A 19,642-nucleotide genomic window follows, 5' to 3' on the forward strand; every position below is an offset into this window, starting at 1 on the left:
TTATTTTAAATATATATATTATTATTTTGATTCTCTTTTTTTCTTACTTCTATTCTTGCTCTTCGCCGAAACAATGGATAACAACTTACAAAATTCTTTCTGATGAGCGTATAATTCTTCTTCTTCAATTTCCAATTCCGTCTTAAGAGTCTGCGGAATTATTCTTGCTTTTTCTTTCATTTTATTCCCTTGTTCTGAAAGACGAATTAGCATATGTCTTTCATCTTGTGTGGAACGAAATCTCTTTATAAATCCATTTTCTTCCATTCTCTTTAAAAGAGGGGTTAAGGTTCCACTATCTAACCACAACAACTCTCCTATATCCCTTACACAAATTTCTTCATTTTCCCATAATACTAATAATACCAAATACTGGGGATAGGTTAAGCCTAATTTTTCTAAATGTGGTCTATAAAGTGTGGTTATTAACCTGGACAAAGCATATATAGGAAAACATAATTGATTTTTTAATTGTAAACTTTCCATACCAATTTAGATTGAACAAAATTAAATTGTATACAATTAATATGCAACTTTTTAAGTTTGTTTTAATAATAACTATATTACCGGCTTTTCGTATCTGAATTTGATTATACATAAATCTACTATTATAAAATTTGAATTTTCAAGTGCGCTAATTTATCATAAGCTATTACTGATAAGCATTATATAATTAAAATAATTCAATAGTGGTAAATATTGTATTTTAATATGACTTTCTGTATACTATTTGTACCTTTGTACATACCCTAATCGTATAAAGACATAAAAAATTTAATCTATTAAATGATTGATTTAAAAAACATTACCAAAACATTCGACCACAAAGGGAAGAAAAACATAGCTCTTTCCAATATTTCCCTATCTGTTCCTGAAGGAAAGATAGTTGGGGTCATTGGTGAATCTGGAGCCGGAAAAAGTACACTCATAAGATGTGTTAATTTATTGGAAAGACCTAATTCAGGAGAGGTATGGATTGATGGTCAAAATCTGATGGAACTTTCTCCTTCTAAATTAACTGCGGCACGGAAAAATATAGGAATGATTTTTCAACATTTCAATCTGCTTTCCTCTCGAACTGTATTTGATAACATCGCTTTTCCTTTGGAATTAAGCCATACTTCTAAAGCTAAAATCAAAAATAGAGTTTACGAATTAGTAGAGCTGGTAGGACTTACCGATAAATTAGACAGTTATCCGGTAAATCTTTCCGGAGGGCAAAAACAAAGGGTTGCTATTGCCAGAACCCTAGCCAGTAATCCTAAAGTTTTACTATCCGACGAGGCAACCAGCGCTTTAGATCCATCTACTACTCGCTCCATTTTGTCTCTGCTTAAAGATTTAAATAAAGAGCTGGGAATTACTATTTTACTAATTACACATGAAATGGATGTGGTCAAACAAATATGTGATGATATAGCTGTCATGAATCGTGGAAAACTAATTGAACAAGGAAGTGTTTCTGCAATTTTTTCAAATCCGAAAACTGAATTAGCTCAGCGTTTTATATCGTCTTCTTTACATCTAGAAATACCTATTGATTACCAAAAACGTATTACCCATATGCCGGAAGAAGGTAAACACCCGTTGTTAAAATTACAAATATCCGGAAATACGGTAGATGAGCCGGTATTGTCTGAAATTTCCAGATTATTTGATATCAATAACAATATTATAAGCGCTCAAATGGATTACGCAGGTGGAGTAAAGTTCGGAGTCATGTTAACGGAATTTATCGGCACTATTTCCAAAGAAATAGCTGCTATAGAGTATTTAAAAAGTAAAAATATTAAAGTAACTTTATTAGGATATGTCTAACTCAATTATTGATCTCTTAGCAAAAGGAACTTGGGAAACCATAGCCATGACTTTTATTTCCGGTTTTTTTGGTTATTTGATAGGATTACCTGTCGGAATTGTTTTATTTATAACACGTAAAGGGCAACTGAAGGAAAATCTTGTTTTCAATCATACCGTATCCACCATAGTTAATATATTTCGTGCTATACCCTTTATCATTTTGATTGTATGGATGATTCCTTTTACGCGCTTAATCGTGGGAACCTCCATCGGGGTTCCTGCCGCCTTAGTTCCCTTAAGCTTGGGAATTGCTCCGTTTATAGCCAGAATGGTTGAAAATAGTTTATTGGAAGTCCCTAGTGGTTTGGTTGAAGCCTCCAAAGCTATGGGCGCAACCCCTTTTCAAATTATTAAAAAAGTATTACTTCCGGAAGCATTTCCTTCACTAATTAATTGTGCTACAATATCTTTGATTACTTTGGTAGGTTATTCAGCTATGGGTGGGACTGTAGGAGCCGGAGGTTTGGGAAAAATAGGATATCAAGAAGGATATGTAAATAAAAATATGGAAATTATGAATTTTGTTTTAATATTATTAGTTTTACTTGTTTTTGCAATCCAATTCGCGGGAGATTATTTTTCAAAAAAAGTAGATCACCGTTAAAAATTTAAACATAAAAAATAACATCTAAAAGAAATAATAATGAAAAAACTAACAATATTTATCTTATTCGTCTCTTCTATTTTACTAAGCACTTGCCAAAAGAAACAGGTAGATAATCCCAATTATATTAAGGTAGGAGTAGAATCCGGGCCAGAATTTGTAGTGGCCCAAACCGCACAAAAGATTGCTAAAGAAAAATACGGTTTAGAAGTAGAATTAGTTGAATTCAATGACTATATTTTACCGAATACGGCACTCAATGATGGAGATATTGATATTAACATTATTCAGCACAAACCTTTTTTGAATCATATCATTAAGCAAAGAGGATATAAACTTGCTATTGTAGGTAATACTTTTATTTATCCATTGGCCGGATATTCCAAAAAGATAAAATCACTGGATGAATTACAATCTGGCAGCACTATTGGAATTCCTAATGATGCCACCAATAGAGGGAGGGCTTTACTGCTTCTACAAAAAGAAGGATTAATCAAATTAAAAGACCCTAAAAGCCTTATTTCTAGTGCATCGGATATAATTGAAAATCCTAAAAATTTAAAAATAATTGATATGGACCCTGCTATTTTAACAGAAATCCTTAATGATGATAAAGTATCCATTGCCATAATCAACAATACATTTGCAGCTAAAGAGGGATTTACTTTAAAAGACGGACTTTTTGTCGAAGACAAGGATTCGCCTTATATGAATGTGATTGTTTCAAGAGAAGATAATAAAGATGCTGAAAATGTGAAAAAATTTATCAAAGCCTATCAATCGAACGAAGTCGCAGAAACTACCGATCGTGAATTCAAGGGAGGAGCGGTTAAAGGTTGGTAAGTAATCCATTTTATTATCAATTGAACTTTAATGAAGATTTTTAAATGGATTAAACGGGTTTTTATTGGATTATTTGTATTATCCATCCTTATAGTCCTAGTTTATAAATGGATCCCAGTTCCTTATACAGGACTCATGCTTAAAAGATTTTTTGTAAATGGTTCAAACATTGAAAAAAAATGGGTTCCAATTGATAGTATGGCCAATTCAATAAAACTTGCGGTCATTTCCAGCGAAGATCAAAAATATTTTCAACACGGTGGATTTGATTTTAAAGAGATACAAAAAATAATTGAAAAAAAAGGAACACCTAAAAGAGGGGGAAGCACCATTTCACAACAAACAGCAAAAAATGTGTTTTTATGGGATGGAAGAAATTATGTTAGAAAAGGCTTAGAAGTATATTTCACCTGTCTTATTGAGTGGATTTGGGGTAAAAAAAGAATACTTGAGGTATATTTAAATGTAATAGAATTCGGGGATGGCATTTATGGTATAGAATTCGCTTCTCAACACTATTTTCATAAACCGGCCTCTAAACTTACTACAAGTGAAGCTGCTACATTGGCTGCTCTTTTACCCAATCCTAGGGAATACGGAAAAATCATTAACGGAAAATTCATTCAAAAAAGAAAGTTATGGATTATGCGACAAATGTCTAATTTAAAAGATACAGTAATTTTTTCGAACTATTACAAATTAAAAAAAACTAAAAATGCTTAAAAAGCTTCTATTATTATGCTTACTTTCTCAGCTCTGTTTTTCACAGTCTGCTTTAGAAAAAGTGTATAGCTCTTCCGTCAATGGTATACAATTATTCAATCCCGACACAAACGATGAAACCCCTTTCATCCCAATGGGAAATGGTATGTTTGTTTTAACTTTTGATATGCTAGATAGAGGCTATGAAAAAATTTATTATACTATAAAGCATTACGACAGGAATTGGAATGAGGATACTCTTTTTGAATCGGAATATATTGATGGGTATACTTTACCTCAAATATACGATTACCAACCTTCCTTTAATACGAGACAAAATTACACACATTATACCTTGGAATTTCCTAACAAAGACATGCAACCTAAGATTTCGGGAAATTATCTTCTTACCGTATATAATGACAACCATCAGCCTTTATTCAGTAAAAAAATTGCATTTTATGAAGATTTTGCACATATTAATGTAAGATATGAAAGGTATTCAACATCCAAAAATCCTAATATTACACAGCGAGTAATAGCACAGGCTACCCTCTCTGGTATCAATTCAATTTCCCCCAGACAACTGTCTTTAAGTTTACTTCAAAATAACAATTGGAAAAATGCTATCTATAATATAGAGCCTCAATTTATAAATGGAAATTCTTTCACATTTGGACAGCTTACTAACGCTTTTGAAGGAGGAAATGAATTTTATGCTTTCGACACGAAAAATATAGCTATCCCCGGTTATGGAGTTTCTAATTCCCTAGAAAATAATCCTCTATACCTCACCTATTTATATCCGATTATACCTTATCCACCAGTTTATGCCTATAATCCAGATGTAAATGGTGCTTATTATTTCAGGCGATTTGATCTTAATCAAGAAAGGGATGCCAGAACGGAAGGCGATTACACTCCGGTAAATTTTTCTGTGGAATTCAAACAACCTTTAGATAATAAAGATTTATATATAGTCGGATTATTTAATAATTATGAGCTTTCCGATTCAAATAAGATGATTTATGATCATAATCAAGGTAAGTATATAAAAACATTGCTATTAAAACAAGGGTATTATAATTATACCATTGCAACAGTTGACAAAAAAAACAATCACTTTAGTATATCAGAAATTTCAGGCTCATTTTGGCAAACCGAAAATCTGTATCAAAGTTTACTATACTATACTCCTTTTGGAGGGACTTATGATGCACTTATCGGTTATGGTGAAGTTAGAGCTAGTAGATTATAATTGTTTATTGATTATGAGTATTTAAAATTTCAATAAAAATCATTTAAATAACAATATATTTGATTAGGTTTACTATTTTTGTTACTTCTTAAAAAGAAATAAAAGTAAATCTATGTATATCCTTTTTAAAAACATACATCACTACGTAGGTATGATTACCCTTGTATTTGTATTATTACTTACTGTTGTATCGTTTATCTATTATTTGCAGGAAAGACCTATTAGTGGTCAGGCCAAAAAAATCTCACTTTTAGCTTTGATATTTACACATACACAGATAGTTCTTGGAATAATATTATTTTTCAGCTCTCCTATCTTTCAAAGTACCAGCATGAAAGATATTATGGGAATTGCTGCAGTGCGACGAAATTATATAGAACATCCTTTTTCCATGGTTATGGTAGGTGCATTAATTACAATTATTAATGCAAAAATTAAAAAAGTGCCTAAAATTACTGTTTGGATGCTTCTTATGTCAGCAGTATCTCTTGCATTAGTTCTTGGAATGATTCCAAGATCATTTTGGGCTAGCTTTTTATCCTAAAAAGATAAATCATTAAAAATCATTAAAGTTTATAGTTATGAAAATTGCAATTGTTGGAGTAAGCGGAGCGGTTGGGCAAGAGCTTCTCAAAGTTTTAGACCAAAGAAATTTTCCTTTAACCGAATTAGTACTTTTCGGATCGAAGAGAAGTGCCGGACAAATTTATACATTTAAGGATAAAGAATACAAGGTGAAGGAACTTCAACATAATGATGATTTTAAAGAAGTAGATATTGCTTTAGTTTCCGCAGGAAGCGGAACTTCCTTAAATTTTGCCAAAACCATTACTAAGCACGGAGCCATAATGATTGATAATTCGTCAGCATTTAGAATGGATGATGAAGTACCTTTGGTTGTACCTGAAGTGAATGCGGAAGATGCATTGAATACCCCCAAAAGTATTATTGCAAATCCTAATTGTACTACCATACAAATGGTAGTGTCTTTAAAACCTATTGAACAATTATCTCATATTAAAAAGGTACATGTCTCTTCCTATCAATCTGCTTCCGGAGCGGGTGCTACTGCTATGAATGAATTAATTGAACAAGTAAAGCAATCCACTACTGGAAAAGAGGTCCATGTTGAGAAATTTGCTTATCAATTGGCATTCAATTTAATACCTCATATCGATGTTTTTACAGATAACGGATATACTAAGGAGGAGATGAAAATGTATAATGAAACTCGTAAAATTATGCATTCAAATATAGAAGTGTCAGCAACTTGTGTTCGTGTACCCGTTATGAGGGCGCATTCGGAAAGTATATGGGTAGAAACCGAAGATGAATTAAGCGTCGAACAAATTAGAAAAGCTTTTGAAAATTTTAATGGAATTATTGTAGAAGATAATCCATCTGAAAAGAAATATCCGATGCCTCTATTCCTTTCAGGAAGAGACGAGGTTTTTGTAGGAAGAATCAGAAAAGATCTTACCAACCCAAAAGGTATTGCCTTCTGGAGTGTAAGTGATCAAATACGTAAAGGTGCAGCTCTGAATGCAGTTCAGATTGCCGAATATTTAATCCAGCATAAAAAAAGATAACATTACAACTTATAAATTTATAGAAAAGAGTACCTGATGTAACTAAATCAGATACTCTTTTTTAGTTTATAAGAAATAAAAACCACAAGTTTTGTAACTTTGCCTTTATGAGTGCCTTAAAAACTTTAAATCCATATTTTTTAAAACATAAAAAATTGCTCCTTTATGGAGTTGTATTTATAATCCTTTCCAATTTTTTAACTATCTTCCCGATAAAATTTATTGGAAAAGCCATTAACATTATTGCTCATTCTCTTACCAGTTCGGATTCACTAGATAAAAAGCAGTTATTGAAACAGCTGCTTCTTTATGGTGGAATCATTGTGTTGGCTCCAATTACTTCGGGAATCATGAAATTTTATATGAGGCAAACTATTATTGTTGCATCCAGAAGAATTGAATTTGAGCTTAAAAATAATATTTATAAACATTATCAAACACTCTCATTCAGCTTTTTTAAAAAATTTAAAATAGGAGATCTCATGAATCGTATTAGCGAAGATGTGGTAAATGTACGCCAATACCTAGGTCCCGGAATTATGTATAGCGCCAACTTATCTATAATGCTTATTATTATTCTCGGATATATGTTAGCTTCTGATCCGATAATGACCTTTTACGCAATCCTTCCATTACCTTTTCTTTCATATTTTATATATAATCAAAGCACTGTGATTAATAAGAAAACTAAAATTGTACAAGGGAAACAGTCTGAACTTTCATCCTTTGTACAAGATTCTTTTTCAGGAATAAGGGTTATAAAATCTTTCACTAAAGAAGATTATATCATATCAAAATATATAGACCAATCGAATCAATATAGAAATGAAACGCTTTCCCTTACAACAACTGAAGCCATTTTTTCTCCATTAATGATCCTTATTATCGGATTGAGCAACTTATTTATACTTTACATTGGTGGCCAAAGATATATAGATGGCAAAATAAATGTTGGAACTATTACAGATTTTTTTCTATATCTCAATGTTTTAATATGGCCATTTACAGCTTTAGGTTGGGTAATATCGATGATACGTCGAGCTGAGGCGTCTATGGAAAGAATCAATGACTTTTTAAGTGTTAAAGAAGAAATAAAAAACTCTAATTTCAATCTTTATCCGATAAAAGGGGAAATTAGGTTTGAAAATGTATCTTATACATATCCTAATACAGGAATACAAGCTCTAACGAATTTATCTTTTGAAATAGAACCCGGAGAAACTATCGTTTTTATGGGAAAGACCGGGGCGGGAAAATCTACTATTGCACTATTGTTAGAACGACTTATTGAGCCCAATTCAGGAATGATTTATATTGACGACCAACCTCTATCCGAACATAATATAAATATAATAAGAGATAAAATCGGTTACGTTCCTCAGGAAAGTTTTCTTTTTTCAGATACAATTTATAACAATATTTCATATGGAATTGAAAATGCTACCTTAGAACAAGTTGAAAAATACGCTAAAAAGGCAGAAATTCACTCTAATATCATGGAATTCAAAGACAACTATCAAACTGAAGTTGGAGAACGTGGGGTTACCCTATCCGGGGGGCAAAAACAACGTATATCCATTTCCAGAGCTCTTATTAAAGACCCTACAATTTTTTTATTTGATGACAGTTTATCAGCGGTGGATACTGAAACTGAAGAAAAAATATTATCCAATATTGAAAATGATATAGGTATTAAAACTACTCTAATTATTACGCACAGAGTATCATCCGCTAAACATTCAAATAGAATTATTGTGTTGGATAAAGGGAAAATTATTGAGATGGGAACTCATTCTGATCTAATTTCAAATCAAGGTTTTTATTCTGAATTATATAAAAAACAAATTACACAAAAACTATCATAAAAACAATTGTAATATTAAGAGTATTTTTTATAATTTTGCTCTGTTTAAATAAAAAAAATAATATTTTATTATCCCTTAAAATACATAATTTAAGGCAATAAAAAACAAAACACATATATGATGAATGATTTTGAAAATGTAGAGAAGAAAGAAAATGAAATTTTCTCTAAAGTATTAAGAGCAGGAAAAAGAACTTATTTTTTCGATGTAAGAGAAACTAAAGCCGGTGATTATTATTTAACAATTACTGAAAGCAAAAAGAATATTTCTGAAGATGGGGCTTTAGGTTTCAAAAAATTTAAAATCTATTTATATAAGGAAGATTTTAAAAATTTCAAAGACATCTTTGAAGAAACTACATCTTTCATTATTAAAGAAACCGGTGAAAAAGTTATTTCTGAAAGACATAGAGACGATTTTCATCTTCAAACTGAAGAAAATAAAAATAATGCTAATTCAGCAAATATTTCTAATTATACCAACGTAAATTTCGATGACATTTAGATAGCATTTTTAATATAAATTTATATTATAAAAAAACAGATATTAATCTTGAAAATATCTGTTTTTTTATTTAATTAACTTTTATTTAACATATTTAAGGTATTTGTTAAATATTTGTGAAAAAAGTTAAATTGATCGCATATATATGCATATGATTATTATTTTTGAAAACTATAAAAAATAGTTGTACCATCTTTGAATTATGAAGTCATTAGTAAAAATACTCTCTGTAATTATAGTAATTTCAACTTCTGCTACCTCTTGTGTATCTAATTACATAGCAAGTAATAACGATACTTATAAATATCCTAGCACTAACGAAATGTTGGTATATCATCCAAAATCTGTTAAAATATGCAATACATCATCGATTAGTGATGAAAATTTTTCTTCAACATTAAGAAAAGATGTTGTTTTAACCGAAAGTAACAATATCTATGCCGAAAAAAAATTTTCAAAAAGAGTCTATAATTTATTAAATGAAGCGAAAACATATTTGGGAACTCCTTATAAATACGGGGGTACAACTAGACGTGGAATAGACTGTTCTTCTTTTGTTCAACATGTATTTGCAGCATTAAACATTTCTTTACCTCGCACATCAATTGAACAATCCCATAGGGGAACTTTTGTTTCAAAACATAATTTAAAAAAGGGAGACCTTATTTTCTTTGCACATACGCCTAAAAGCAGGATTTCTCATGTTGGAATTGTTGAAAGTGTAAGCCCGTCCGGTGAAATTTTTTTCATTCATGCTTCTTCATCCAAAGGAGTTACTATTTCCTCTCTTGATACTGCTTATTGGAGCTCAAAATTCAGGACTGGTAAAAGAATTTTAGATTCAGATATTGATTTACAAAAATTACGTGAGAAAGCACAAGATAGTAATAGCCTAGCTAAGGCTTCCGTATAAAATTAACTTTAACACTACTAAGGGGTGCTGTTTAACGGCTGAGATTATACCCTAAGAACCTGGACAAGTAATGTTGTCAAGGGAAATCTTAGATAAAGATTACAGTTATTTGAAATCTTATTTTTTTAGTCCTATAACAATATCCCTGGGATTTTTTATTATGAAAAAAAGGGATTGGTTTTATTTAGTTATAGCTCTTTTTAATTTAAGCCTAAAAGCACAGATTAAAAAAGATTCATTATTTGAATTGCAAGAAATTATTGTATCCGGCAATGCCCCCATAAGTAAAGAACGAATAACCGCAAGACAACTGGAAAGTAAAAATTTAGGACAAGATATCCCCTACTTGTTAAAAAATAATCTTTCTGTAGTTTCAACTTCAGATGCCGGGGCAGGAATTGGTTATACAAGTTTAAGAATAAGAGGGAGTGACCAGACACGAATTAATGTAACATTAAATGGAGTTCCTATTAATAATGCAGAATCTCAAGGTCCTTTCTGGATAAATATGCCAGATATTGCTTCTTCTTTATCCAACCTTACCATACAACGTGGAGTAGGAACCTCTACTGAAGGTACGGGGTCTTTTGGTGCTAGTATTAATGCGAAAATACAAACACCCTCTAACACCCCTTACTTCCAAACAGCTCAATCCATAGGTTCATTTAAGACCCATAAGCATACCTTGGGGCTTGGGACGGGAAAATTTTTTAATGAGACACTAAAAATAGATGCAAAGATATCTTTTATAAAATCTGATGGATATATTGACCGGGCCTTTTCTGACCTGTTTTCTTATTATGTTCATGGTTTGTACGAAAAAAATAATACATCCATCGGAATTATGACGTTTGGCGGACAAGAAAAAACATATCAATCTTGGAATGGTATCAATGATGAAATGATGAAAAAAAGGAGAACCTTCAACTCTTGCGGAGCCATTTATGAGAAGGACGGAAATATAATCCGTTATTATAATAACGAAACTGATAATTATTATCAAGATCATTATCATTTATATTTTAAACATAAAATTAGCAATTCTTGGGTAGTGAATTCAACACTTTTTTATACTCGTGGCAAAGGATATTATGAAGAATATAAGCAAAATTCCAAATTATCCAATTATAAATTAAAGGATATTATAATAGGTAATGAAACCATTTCGCGCTCAGATTTGATTCGGAGGCAATGGTTGGATAATAACTTTTACGGAATAGTAAATCGTGCCTCAGGAAATATCAATAAATGGAAATTGGAAATTGGAATGGGGGCAAACACATATGAAGGATATCATCACGGAAATGTTATTTGGGCTGAATATTTTTCGAATGGCTTGAAAGATCATGAATATTATAGGAATAAAGCTAATAAAAACGAGATTTCCACTTTTTTTAAAGCGATATTCAATCTTACTCCCTATTGGGAATTATTTGGAGACATTCAATATCGTACCATTCATTATAAAGGTTATGATGTGCCCGGAGGGAAAAGTATATTTAAGAATGGTGGAGCTATAAAATTTGATAAAAATTACAATTTTATAAATCCAAAAGTAGGAACTTCGTATAAAATTGAAGAAGGTTCCATATATTTAACGTATGGACTTGCTCAAAGAGAACCAAGCAGAAATGATATATTGGAAAACAATAGTGTTAAAGCAGAGCTAATGCATAATATTGAATTAGGAGTTCAACAAAATTTCCGTCAATTTTCATATTCCGCAAACTGGTACGGCATGTATTATATCAATCAACTAGTATTAAGCGGTAAAATTAACGATGTGGGAAGCTTTATTAGAGAAAACAGCGGTAAAAGCTATCGGACAGGAATTGAACTTTCTGCCTCTTATCAATTATCTACTAAATTTTCACTTTCAGCAAATTCAACTATAAGTATTAATAAAAATATAAACTTTAAAAAAGAAACTGATTCTGATATAAAGGAGCTTGGAAATACAACTATTGCCTTCTCCCCTAACTATATCGGAAATATTACAGCAGAATGGAAGCCTCTAAAAAATTTAAATTGCAAATGGATGCATCAATATGTAAGTAGTCAATATCTTACCAATGAAGAACCTAAAAACGGTAAACTGAACGGTTATTATATCTCTGATATGGTCTTTGAGTTTTCTCCATCGCTATTTTCAATAAACTCTTTTAATTTTAAGCTTGCCTTAAATAATATTTTTAATAACCAATATGAAAATAATGGATATTACTATGATAATATTCCCTATTATTACCCTCAAGCCGGATTTAATTTCTTAACTGGTATTAGCATTAAATTCTAATAATAAGCCTTTTAACTATCCTTGGATAAAAAATTTATTTTAGTTGACTATTTCTATTTTAATATATATTTTTGTATTAAAGATTTAATATGAAAAATCTATTTACTTTATTTTTTTCCTTGTTATTAATAGGCATAGCCGCTCAAGATAAAAAATTAATACAGTGGAAAAATTTACAAGAAGGAGACAGTTTACAAATACATGGAGATACAAGGTTGTTATTTGTGGATATTTTTACAGATTGGTGTGGTCCATGTAAATTTTTAGATAAGTACACATTCCAAAATCAAGAAGTGTCCTCTTACATTAATGAGAATTTTATTCCGGTAAAATTCAACGCGGAATTAAAAGAATCAGTAACATTTAAAGGAAATACATACGATTATATTTCAAACGGACAAACCGGTATACAATCTTGGGCTTATTATGCATTAGGGGGAAATTTAAGATATCCTTCCATAGCATTAATAAATAAAAACGGAGAAACTGTTTATGTGATTTCAGGGTTTATGCAGCCCGATGAATTTTTAAAAACAGTAAAAAATGTAAAATCCGAGCTAGATCAAAATTTGGCTAAAGACAATAGGTAAAAGCTCCATGTGTTGAAGTGTGCCAATATTTAGAAAAATCTTTGTTACTATGCCTATATATATATTTATTTTTATTTCCTGTAACTATAATTTTACCTTCAGTAACCGTTTCACAGTCAATTAAAAAATTATTCGTAATTACATAATCAACGGAATCCAAACAATTTTTGGAAGGATTATTTAAAACTTGAATTATTTTTCCCTTCCATTTATAAATTTTATTTTCATTAAAAGGTTTAAATTGTATACATGTAATTCCTTCTCTAATACTATAAGGTTCTATTATATACCGTTTTACTTTTTCCCAATTTTCAGTAGAATCCCCCATTATTAAAAGTTTTTTTCCATCCCTAAATCCCAATAAAGAATTTTCATGACAGAATACTATAAAATTTTTCTTCAATGATATTTTATAATCATTATATAAAATACTCAATTTAAAGACAAGTATGCATAATAAAAAAGGAAATAAGTTCCTTAATTTTAATCCTGAAAGATAATTTTTAAAAAAAATTAAAGCAATTGTTATTGACAATAATTCCCATAAATTCAACGTAATATTTTTTAGCATTAAAGATTCTACTGAAGAAATATAATAGGTAGCATCCATTAAAATCTTAACTAAAAAATCATAAATAAATGAAAAATATTCTTGATATTCCCAAGGCAAACAAACCAGAAATAATTCTAATATAGATGCATAGGTAATAACAAATGTATAAGGAATTATTAAAATATTGATAGGAATAGATAACAAAGAAAATTGATGAAAATAAAATAATACAAAAGGTACTGTTCCCAATTGTGCAGCTATGGTTACTGCAAAAGGATTTATTATCCACTTATTAATTTCTTTATTCTTAACGTTCATAATGTTTGTAAAGATTGGGGATAGCCAGGAGATAAAAAATACGGCGATATAACTTAATTGAAAACCAACCGAATATATTTCATTTGGATCCCATAAAAGAATAATGATGGCAGATAAAGACATACTATGATAGATAGATCCGTTACGTTTTAACAATTCAAAAAAATAATAGATTGTTATCATCAAGCATGAACGAAATACAGAAGAAGACAAACCCACGAAACATCCGAAAAACCATACGAAGAGTAATGAAACTATAATTATAATTTTTCTATTTCCACTTTTCATTAAAATAGTTAATGTATTGAAAATGATACCAAAAATCAAAGCAATATGCATTCCTGATATAGCTATCAAATGCATAATTCCAGATTTAGAATAAACATTTATGGATTCTTTTTTCATTTCCGACCGATCTCCTAATAAATAAGCTTTTAAAAATTCTTTTGAATCTTCACTTAAAGTTGAGCTTTCAATCTTTTTAATTAAATACTGATTAAAATTTTTAATCGTATATATTATTGAAGTATGTGGCGATTCTGAAATAATTTTATCTACTTTACCAATCTGAAAAATGTAATTTCTTTTTAAATAGTTCGAGTAATCAAATTGGTGAGGATTCATTGCTCTGGTCGGATCAGTCATTACAAGCTTCAAAGTATATTCGTTTCCTAAAGTTAAAACGGAATTAAACTTCTGTTTTTCAGCGAAAAGCATAATAGATCCGGTAGTATGAATTTGATGGTTTTTATATGAAATAGATGTTACATTTGCTTTATATTTCCGAAAATTTTTAGTTGAATTATTTTGCTCTTGTATTACGACAGAAAGATATTGAGCTCTTCCATTTTCTTTATAATTTATATAATGATTATTTACCATGCTGTTATTTAATTCTATTACAATAATTCCAAGTAAAACCCAACTTATTAAGATTATTATTGAAAACAAACACCTGCAACCAATTTTGTTTACAATAAATACGGAAAATATTAGCAATAACCCAAGTAAAATGATTACGTAAAAAATCGGAATAAAAATGAGTTTACACAAAAAAATTCCCATTATCAAAGCCAAACAGTAAAATACATAAGGATTTCTTGAAAGACTCATATTAAATAATTTATCTAGCTAAAATTACAAATTAGAAGTTTAAATTTTATAAAAACAACTTACTTTTATGTATTTTTTCAATATAGATTTTAATATTTTATTTAATACTATTATATTTATGGTGTAAAAGAATACAGAAACAAACTAATTAAATTATTATTTATGAATCTAAAGTATAAAGCATTGGATCTGTTTTACTTTATAAGCATTATGGGTCCAACAGCTCTTTGTTTTGCGCAAAACATTTCTCCAGATTCAACTCAAATTTCAGAAAAAGAAATTGATGATGTTGTAGTTATAGGAAAAGGAGTTATTGATGTGGTAAAAGATAGAGAAACCCCGATTGCCGTGTCTATCATTAAAAAACAAGAAATCAGAGACAAAGGAGGAAATCAAGAATTTCCTGCCCTTATGAAAAATGCACCTTCCATTTATGTCAATGACGCCACCGGATACGGTGACTCTAAAATGATAACCAGGGGTTTTAATCAATCCAATACAGCTGTAATGATAAATGGACAGCCCGTTAATGGAATGGAAAGTGGAAATGTGTATTGGACCAATTGGACAGGATTAATTGATATTGCCAACACCATTCAAGTACAAAGAGGTCTTGGTTCTTCTAAACTCGCTATATCTTCCGTTGGCGGCACCATAAATATTGTTACCAAAGCCACCGATAAGAAAGCAGGTTCAACGGCACGATTTTTAACCGGGAATGATGGATTCTGGAGAACTACTTACGAATATAATAGTGGTTTACAAGACCAATGGGGAGTATCCTTCTCCACCTCCACATGGAGAGGCGACGGATATAATAGGGGAACTAAAGGATATGGTCAAAATTATTTTTTATCTATCGGTTTTCAACCCAATGAAAAGCACAATTTTAACTTTATAATTTTTGGTGCCCCTCAAAATCATGATCAGAATTATTACACCAAAATATCAGATTTTAAAAAATACGGGTATAGATACAATGTAAACCAAGGATGGTTAAACGGTAAAGAACTTTTATTACGAACCAATTACTACCATAAATCAGTTGCTAATTTAAATTGGGACTGGAAAATCAATGAAAAAAGCACTTTGTCTACCGTATTTTATGGTTCTTTAGGACGAGGAGGGGGCATAGGCGGATATGGCTCTAAATATATTGAAACACCCAATATTTCAACTCCGCAAAGTCCAAACTCAATACCCGGAAGCAGAAATCAGCAAAATGGAACGATTAATTGGGATGCAATCTTCGATTATAATTTAACTCACAATACCGAAGGAATAGGTACGGGTAGTGACAATTTCATTATCAGATCTTCCGTAAACAATCATCAATGGTACGGTCTTGTTTCCAACTTTAATCATAAGTTTAAAAAACATTTTGAGTTTAATGTAGGAGTTGATGGAAGAGTCTATACAGGAACACATTTTCAACAAGCAAATAAATTTTTAGGACTATCCGGAATTACCGATAATATTTCACCCAATGTAAACGGAACCTATACGGTAACTAAAAACTTTACCACTAATCCTTGGAGCTCATTGTTTAGAAATGTAAATAGAGGTCAAAGATTAAGCTTTGATTACGATGAAACCATACAATATATTGGAGCTTTCGGGCAATTTGAATATGTTAATAAATTTATGAGCGCTTTTATACAAGGTGTTATCTCCGAGCAATATAATTCAAGGAAGGACCGATTTAACTACACTCCTTCACACCAAAAATCAAAAACGCTAAATAATACCGGTTATAATATCAAAGGGGGAATTAATTTTAAAATTACTAAAAATCATAATATTTTTGGTAATGCCGGATATTATTCCAGACAACCCTTTCAGAATAATTTATTTTTAAATTGGAAAAATGATGTAAATCCATTAGCCGACAATGAGGAAATAGTTGGTTTTGAAATAGGATATGAACTTCACTATAATTTTTTAGATTTAAGTGTTAACTTATACAGAACCAGTTGGAATAACAGAGTAGAGACGATTTCTAATGAAAGTATTAATCAAATAGAAAACAGATCAGGCATTGATGAACTCCATCAGGGGATAGAGGTAGAATTGCTTGCCAAACCGATTAGAAAATTAAATTTTAAAGGACATATATCTTTAGGAAGTTGGAAATATAACGGTAATGCCCATTCTACTACTTATGATTCCAATAACTTGTCCCACATTATAAGCGAGAAAGATATATTATTAGATAATGTTAAAACATCCAATGCACCTCAATTCAGTTATGGGGTAGGCTTAGTATATAAAGCTTTTAAAAATTTCACATTCGATGCAGATCTAAACAGATATGAAAAATTATATTCGGATTTTGACATATCTAAGGCAGCTGCGAATACTAAAATTGATTTAATTGAGCTCCCCAATTATTTTACTTTAGATATGGGAGCTTCTTATACTCTATATTTTGACAGCACCTCTTTACGTTTTAGAGCTAATGTCAACAATGCATTAAATGATGTATTTATGACCTATTCCAAAACAAATATAAAGTCCGGCGATAAGGAAGCAGATAACGTAAAATTTAAAGGAATTGATACCGCCAATCAGGTTTATTTTGGCAACGGAAGAACCTGGAATTTGGGTATTACCTACAATTTTTAATTAACAAATTTATAATAAATAATCCAACAACTCCATACGATTTTATGTTGGATTATTTATTTCTCTGTCACGCTTCATTACATTGAAGTTACTATATTAAGCATTGAGTAATTAGTGCAAATAGTTGAATAAAAAAGTTAATTTTTACTCTATTTTTATTATATTTGTTTAGGCAGCATTTACTTTATGGATGTAATTAAAGATCAAATCATTAACAAATCGATTGAGCTATTTACTCAAATAGGGGTTAAAGTAGTCACTATGGATATGATCAGTAAGGATCTATGCATGTCAAAAAAAACTTTATATGAACATTTTTCCGGTAAAGAAGATTTAATTAAAAATACATTTAGTAAATGCATTAGTACTACCATTCAAGATCTTGAAAATAAAATTAAAAATTGTCCGAATATCATTCAACAAAAATTTATTATACTGGAAGACAATAATTATTTTATTTTTCTTAAAGAAAATCAAACTTTATTTCAACTGAAAAATTTCTATCCGGATATATATATCGAAATGATCACTTTACAAAATAACTTGTTAAAATCTTTAATAAAAAATAATATTATCCTAGGAATTGAGGAAGGTTTGTATAGACCTAAAATCAATAAAAAACTAACCGTTGAGTATTTTTATCTATTTGAAAAAATTATAGCTATTGATGATAATCTATCAAAAGTACATCTAAATGATAATCTTGTAAAAAAATATTTTATAGAGTTGTTAATACGTTCAATTGCTACCAAGAAAGGCATTAAGGAACTTGAGAAGTATGTTTCCAAAAATTAAGACGGTATGGTAGTAACAATTTTAAGTCCAAAAAAAGATGATATTGAAATGATATGCTCGAAAATTTCTGCTTGTATTTCTTCAAATTCATTTAGCTCCGAAGTATTGGTATAACAGTAGACCTCTATAGGGATTCCATAAATAGTCGGATCTAACTGTCTTATTAAAATAGTATCCTTTTTTGATATGCGCGAATTTTTTCGAAGATACCATTTTATATACTTTCTAAATATTCCCATATTCGTTGGTATTATGTCTTCATCGGATTTATAGTTTGTAAAATATACATTTAAGAGACTTATTTTTTTCAGCTCATCAAGCTCTTTTTTTCCTAAGAACTCTATTGATTGACTATTGAAGACTATAGACCTTTTTATTCTTCGAGTATGTGAAGCTTTCATAGGTTCATAATTTTTAACCTCTGTGGATATTAAATCATAAGTCGGTATACTAGATACGGTTTTGTCTTTATTTAGAATTTTAGTAGTAATTAAATTAATGTCCACAATATATCCTTCCAAATTATATTTAGAAATAGAAATATAATCACCTGATTTTAATTGTTTGGAATTTGAAATATTGACTCCTGCAACAAATCCTAATATAGAATCCTTGAACACCAGGATTATAATCGTCATTATGGCTCCTAAAAAAGTAAAAATTTTAGAGCTGGTTAAATCAAATACTATCGAAATAACAATAAAGCTGGATAATACAATAATTAGGATTTTAAGAAGTTCAAAAAAAGTATTTAAGCCAACTGTCACATAACTTCTATCTCTATTTTTTACATGAGTATAGGAATTAATAACACTAATAAGAAACTTTGCAATAAAGGATATTAAAAAAATACTAAATACCAAATCAAGAATATGAAAACTTTGCGGATGAGGATAGAATATAATTGGTACTAACAAATAGCATATTCCCAAAGGGATAAGGCGAAAAAAACTGGTAAATACATTTTTTTCGATACATGTATTGATCCAAATATTTTTGGTATTGGGAACTATTTTCAATACAATTTTCAACAATACTTTACGCTGCAAAAAATCTAAAATTAAAAAAATCACTAATATTATTAGAACCTTACTAGCAATTTGCATAATCAATATAACATCTTTGGGAAAATGAACCGATATATAGCGATCCAATTGATCTATTATCGAATTTTGGTTTTTTTGTCTTAATGTATATGCCTCTTTCATTAATTA

17 protein-coding genes are annotated in these 19,642 nt (G+C 30.1%); 14 read left to right on the forward strand and 3 right to left on the reverse strand.

The annotated features are described in order from the left end of the window. Positions 1-21: 21 nt before the first annotated feature. The gene (locus ASC36_RS01215) at positions 22-486 is read right to left on the reverse strand and encodes a MarR family winged helix-turn-helix transcriptional regulator (protein ID WP_055424654.1); all 465 of its coding nucleotides are present in this window, start codon (positions 484-486) and stop codon (positions 22-24) included. A 300-nt stretch (positions 487-786) separates the two neighbouring features. On the opposite strand from ASC36_RS01215, the gene metN reads away from it, so the two are divergent. The 12 genes from metN (at position 787) to ASC36_RS01275 (ending at position 13,024) form a co-directional block, all read left to right on the forward strand. Next, entirely contained in the window at positions 787-1,818 is a 1,032-nt protein-coding gene (metN, locus tag ASC36_RS01220; RefSeq protein WP_055424655.1) for a methionine ABC transporter ATP-binding protein MetN, read from the forward strand. Next, positions 1,811-2,464 carry a methionine ABC transporter permease MetI gene (gene metI / locus ASC36_RS01225; RefSeq protein WP_055424656.1) on the forward strand — a complete coding sequence of 218 codons (654 nt, stop codon included), beginning with the start codon at positions 1,811-1,813 and terminating at the stop codon, positions 2,462-2,464. The genes metN and metI overlap by 8 nt, the downstream gene beginning before the upstream one ends. Before the next feature lie 39 nt (positions 2,465-2,503). Further along, positions 2,504-3,307 (forward strand): methionine ABC transporter substrate-binding lipoprotein MetQ, encoded by an 804-nt coding sequence (gene metQ / locus ASC36_RS01230; RefSeq protein WP_055424657.1) that lies wholly within the window; start codon positions 2,504-2,506, stop codon positions 3,305-3,307. 30 nt (positions 3,308-3,337) lie between these two features. Further along, the gene (mtgA, locus tag ASC36_RS01235) at positions 3,338-4,030 is read left to right on the forward strand and encodes a monofunctional biosynthetic peptidoglycan transglycosylase (protein WP_055424658.1); all 693 of its coding nucleotides are present in this window, start codon (positions 3,338-3,340) and stop codon (positions 4,028-4,030) included. Continuing rightward, positions 4,023-5,267 (forward strand): type IX secretion system plug protein, encoded by a 1,245-nt coding sequence (locus ASC36_RS01240; RefSeq protein WP_055424659.1) that lies wholly within the window; start codon positions 4,023-4,025, stop codon positions 5,265-5,267. The genes mtgA and ASC36_RS01240 overlap by 8 nt, the downstream gene beginning before the upstream one ends. A 112-nt stretch (positions 5,268-5,379) precedes the next feature. Then, positions 5,380-5,811, forward strand: coding sequence for a hypothetical protein (locus ASC36_RS01245; RefSeq protein WP_055424660.1), 432 nt, complete (start codon positions 5,380-5,382; stop codon positions 5,809-5,811). Between the two features lie 37 nt (positions 5,812-5,848). Continuing rightward, positions 5,849-6,856 carry an aspartate-semialdehyde dehydrogenase gene (locus tag ASC36_RS01250; protein ID WP_055424661.1) on the forward strand — a complete coding sequence of 336 codons (1,008 nt, stop codon included), beginning with the start codon at positions 5,849-5,851 and terminating at the stop codon, positions 6,854-6,856. A 107-nt stretch (positions 6,857-6,963) separates the two neighbouring features. Further along, complete coding sequence (locus ASC36_RS01255) at positions 6,964-8,721, forward strand: ABC transporter ATP-binding protein (protein WP_055424662.1); 1,758 nt, start codon at positions 6,964-6,966, stop codon at positions 8,719-8,721. 120 nt (positions 8,722-8,841) lie between these two features. Beyond that, positions 8,842-9,225 (forward strand): DUF3276 family protein, encoded by a 384-nt coding sequence (locus tag ASC36_RS01260; protein ID WP_055424691.1) that lies wholly within the window; start codon positions 8,842-8,844, stop codon positions 9,223-9,225. Positions 9,226-9,427: 202 nt separating this feature from the next. Further along, complete coding sequence (locus tag ASC36_RS01265; protein WP_055424663.1) at positions 9,428-10,138, forward strand: C40 family peptidase; 711 nt, start codon at positions 9,428-9,430, stop codon at positions 10,136-10,138. 160 nt (positions 10,139-10,298) lie between these two features. After that, positions 10,299-12,434, forward strand: a complete 2,136-nt coding sequence (locus ASC36_RS01270; RefSeq protein ID WP_055424664.1) for a TonB-dependent receptor — start codon at positions 10,299-10,301, stop codon at positions 12,432-12,434. An 89-nt stretch (positions 12,435-12,523) separates the two neighbouring features. Next, positions 12,524-13,024, forward strand: a complete 501-nt coding sequence (locus ASC36_RS01275; RefSeq protein ID WP_055424665.1) for a thioredoxin family protein — start codon at positions 12,524-12,526, stop codon at positions 13,022-13,024. On the opposite strand, the gene ASC36_RS01280 is transcribed toward ASC36_RS01275, so the two are convergent. Beyond that, a complete protein-coding gene (locus tag ASC36_RS01280; protein WP_055424666.1) occupies positions 13,008-15,008 on the reverse strand; it encodes a ComEC/Rec2 family competence protein in 2,001 nt (666 codons plus the stop codon). The two genes, ASC36_RS01275 and ASC36_RS01280, sit on opposite strands and share 17 nt — an antisense overlap. A 162-nt stretch (positions 15,009-15,170) precedes the next feature. Here ASC36_RS01280 and ASC36_RS01285 point away from each other — a divergent pair, with 162 nt between their 5' ends. Then, positions 15,171-17,633, forward strand: a complete 2,463-nt coding sequence (locus tag ASC36_RS01285; RefSeq protein ID WP_073961174.1) for a TonB-dependent receptor — start codon at positions 15,171-15,173, stop codon at positions 17,631-17,633. 186 nt (positions 17,634-17,819) lie between these two features. Then, complete coding sequence (locus tag ASC36_RS01290; RefSeq protein ID WP_055424668.1) at positions 17,820-18,428, forward strand: TetR/AcrR family transcriptional regulator; 609 nt, start codon at positions 17,820-17,822, stop codon at positions 18,426-18,428. Here ASC36_RS01290 and ASC36_RS01295 read toward each other — a convergent pair. After that, a complete protein-coding gene (locus ASC36_RS01295; RefSeq protein ID WP_055424669.1) occupies positions 18,425-19,636 on the reverse strand; it encodes a mechanosensitive ion channel family protein in 1,212 nt (403 codons plus the stop codon). The genes ASC36_RS01290 and ASC36_RS01295 overlap by 4 nt on opposite strands. Positions 19,637-19,642 lie beyond the last annotated feature (6 nt).

Origin of the sequence: Apibacter mensalis (assembly GCF_001418685.1) — a bacterium.
GTDB lineage: Bacteria > Bacteroidota > Bacteroidia > Flavobacteriales > Weeksellaceae > Apibacter > Apibacter mensalis.

Bases quoted from the DNA above. Each gene is read 5' to 3' on its own strand.
- ASC36_RS01255 (WP_055424662.1), top strand. From the start codon at position 6,964: ATGAGTGCCTTAAAAACTTTAAATCCATATTTTTTAAAACATAAAAAA.
- ASC36_RS01250 (WP_055424661.1), top strand. From the start codon at position 5,849: ATGAAAATTGCAATTGTTGGAGTAAGCGGAGCGGTTGGGCAAGAGCTT.
- ASC36_RS01285 (WP_073961174.1), top strand. From the start codon at position 15,171: ATGAATCTAAAGTATAAAGCATTGGATCTGTTTTACTTTATAAGCATT.
- metQ (WP_055424657.1), top strand. From the start codon at position 2,504: ATGAAAAAACTAACAATATTTATCTTATTCGTCTCTTCTATTTTACTA.
- ASC36_RS01245 (WP_055424660.1), top strand. From the start codon at position 5,380: ATGTATATCCTTTTTAAAAACATACATCACTACGTAGGTATGATTACC.
- metN (WP_055424655.1), top strand. From the start codon at position 787: ATGATTGATTTAAAAAACATTACCAAAACATTCGACCACAAAGGGAAG.
- ASC36_RS01240 (WP_055424659.1), top strand. From the start codon at position 4,023: ATGCTTAAAAAGCTTCTATTATTATGCTTACTTTCTCAGCTCTGTTTT.
- ASC36_RS01215 (WP_055424654.1), bottom strand. From the start codon at position 486: ATGGAAAGTTTACAATTAAAAAATCAATTATGTTTTCCTATATATGCT.
- ASC36_RS01270 (WP_055424664.1), top strand. From the start codon at position 10,299: ATGAAAAAAAGGGATTGGTTTTATTTAGTTATAGCTCTTTTTAATTTA.
- metI (WP_055424656.1), top strand. From the start codon at position 1,811: ATGTCTAACTCAATTATTGATCTCTTAGCAAAAGGAACTTGGGAAACC.
- ASC36_RS01275 (WP_055424665.1), top strand. From the start codon at position 12,524: ATGAAAAATCTATTTACTTTATTTTTTTCCTTGTTATTAATAGGCATA.
- ASC36_RS01295 (WP_055424669.1), bottom strand. From the start codon at position 19,636: ATGAAAGAGGCATATACATTAAGACAAAAAAACCAAAATTCGATAATA.
- ASC36_RS01280 (WP_055424666.1), bottom strand. From the start codon at position 15,008: ATGAGTCTTTCAAGAAATCCTTATGTATTTTACTGTTTGGCTTTGATA.
- ASC36_RS01260 (WP_055424691.1), top strand. From the start codon at position 8,842: ATGAATGATTTTGAAAATGTAGAGAAGAAAGAAAATGAAATTTTCTCT.
- mtgA (WP_055424658.1), top strand. From the start codon at position 3,338: ATGAAGATTTTTAAATGGATTAAACGGGTTTTTATTGGATTATTTGTA.
- ASC36_RS01290 (WP_055424668.1), top strand. From the start codon at position 17,820: ATGGATGTAATTAAAGATCAAATCATTAACAAATCGATTGAGCTATTT.
- ASC36_RS01265 (WP_055424663.1), top strand. From the start codon at position 9,428: ATGAAGTCATTAGTAAAAATACTCTCTGTAATTATAGTAATTTCAACT.